The 2141-nt window shown below is 31.1% G+C and carries 3 protein-coding genes; 2 read left to right on the top strand and 1 reads right to left on the bottom strand.

Annotated elements, in window-relative coordinates; translation table 4 throughout:
• Positions 1-269: 269 nt before the first annotated feature.
• On the bottom strand, positions 270-506 hold the full coding sequence (locus MAGTDC_RS04785) for a hypothetical protein (RefSeq protein ID WP_192573117.1): 237 nt from the start codon (positions 504-506) through the stop codon (positions 270-272).
• Positions 507-1260: 754 nt separating this feature from the next.
• Between MAGTDC_RS04785 and MAGTDC_RS02505 the strand changes: the two genes are divergently transcribed.
• Both MAGTDC_RS02505 and MAGTDC_RS02500 read left to right on the top strand, forming a co-directional pair.
• Positions 1261-1461 carry a hypothetical protein gene (locus tag MAGTDC_RS02505; RefSeq protein WP_192573116.1) on the top strand — a complete coding sequence of 67 codons (201 nt, stop codon included), beginning with the start codon at positions 1261-1263 and terminating at the stop codon, positions 1459-1461.
• Positions 1462-1494: 33 nt separating this feature from the next.
• On the top strand, positions 1495-1818 hold the full coding sequence (locus MAGTDC_RS02500) for an FIG domain-containing protein (protein ID WP_278046944.1): 324 nt from the start codon (positions 1495-1497) through the stop codon (positions 1816-1818).
• Positions 1819-2141: the final 323 nt, after the last annotated feature.

The raw sequence follows: 2141 nt of genomic DNA, 5'->3' as shown, positions 1-2141 counted from the left end.
TTAAGATCTTCGAACGTTGTTAACATTTTATCAGTTAGTTCATTGTTTATTAAACCATTATAATCCATATCCGAACTATTCGGTATAACATCTTAAGGTATAACATTTGGTATATTGTGGTTTTATGATATTTATAATATAGATAAGTGGAAACTTTATTGACGGCTTACAACACTTGATGTTAACCAACCTCCATGTGACATCAGTCACTACCATCTTGTTTTAAATTAATCCAAACGTTTGATGTTTATAGTTGTTAAATTTGGTAATTATAAATAAGTTGGTATTATGGTATTCGATGCCATGGTTCCTAATGGTTCATTATTCAACAATCCAGATGATTTACCTGTTGCCATCGATACGGATCCAATGTTGATGTGTTTGTAGAGATATATGTTTAATAGTTTTATTTCATATCTATATCTACCATCATGAAAACAAGTCAACCCAAACATCCATAGTGTTGATATAATTCGAGGTATTCACTTATAAGTACAGTTATTCATTACATTTTTGTTATGTTGGAGATAATTATAAACGTTCCGATCACATCCTGTGATATGTCCATAATTATTACATCATAGTTGTTCCGATTAATCAATTTATAAGTCAATTTGATTACTTCAATGTACTGATACAACGACTACATTTATCTGATTATCTGTTAAACATGGTATTAATGTTAAACTAAACTGATGGGTTATAAATTTACAACCTTGGTGGTTAATAACAACAATTCGAATTAATTATATCATATCTGACATCGAACGTTTGACCATCCAAAAACTAAACAACGTTGATACCGATCTTTCCAAAATTTTAGTTAAACTCTACATCCGCATATAACCATTGATCATGGTTGTTGTTTGATTTGTGATCAGCTCGTTGGTACTTGTTTTTGTTTATAAATTTATCACCATATGGTGTAACCAAGATAAGACGAGGTCAACGAGTCTTCATTCATAAATGTTGTGGTTGTTTCAACGTTTCGAAGTACTTATCACAACATCAAGGTAGTAAATGGTTTTGTTAATACTGTCAATTCGATTACTTTCAGGTTCAGATTAATCACATCGGAGTATTAATCGTGATAGATATATTTAATTCCGAATTATGTTTCTTATGGTAAATTAACTATGAATTACTTGGAATATTTGATCGGTTCCAACGGCCAAACAGATATATATATGTTTCATTAACAAAAAAAAGTAGTAACGATTGGTTTATACAGAATCCCATTACAATAACATTAAATTACCCATGAAGTTAACGTATAATTTCTATCTTAAGATAATAAACACTGTTCGGATAACGTTAAATGTCAACACAAATGGTCTTGGTTTTGTCAATGAAATTGATGTTGGTTCGGAATGTGATGGTAACAACCTGGTAACAGCCTATGATAAAATTATAGAAAGTGATATATTTGAAGTGAATAAATCTGATAACTATCGAAGATAGAGGTTAATAGTAAGCGGTCTGAACGTTTGGCAAATGGTAACAACATGTTTGGTAGTTAATCAAATTGATGGGATAGAGTTATTTGTTAGTGGTTCACCAATTTGGTGTATATTAACTAAGTTAACAAAAGATGGTACTTTGATGTTAGGTGTTGTTGATTATCCGTCTTCAGCTGAAAGATCGGTTGCTATCGATGGTATATATAACTTTTTTAAAAAAAACATCAACATCCATGAGGTCGTTTCATTACCGATAATAATTGATAACTACCCATTAAAACAACATGTCGTTGTTATTTCTTCATCCGATCACATGAATTTGAAATGAAACAACAAGTGGTCACCTCTTGGTTCGTAGAAACAACATGTAATGTATGTCTATGGCTGTTATATTCATATCCATGTTGATAAAAAAAAGTAAAGATGTTGTTGGTAGTGGTAGTCATTAATTTATGTGGGTTTATTCAAGTGATCCGGACGTTGGAAAGAACAGGATGTGAGATATATGGTTCGGAATGATAATGATATTTGTTATGAGATAAACGATTATGGTCTTGGAATCGGGTAGAATTAACCACAACGTTGTTAGGGTATTACCAAGAGTTCCGTTAACAACATAATTGCTTGAAGTTAATAACATTCTGTAACCAAAAGTTTCATGTTCGATCATGAAGATATCTT

It is taken from the genome of Candidatus Hodgkinia cicadicola (assembly GCF_002774925.1).
This window is presented reverse-complemented; position numbering and strand designations above follow the sequence as displayed.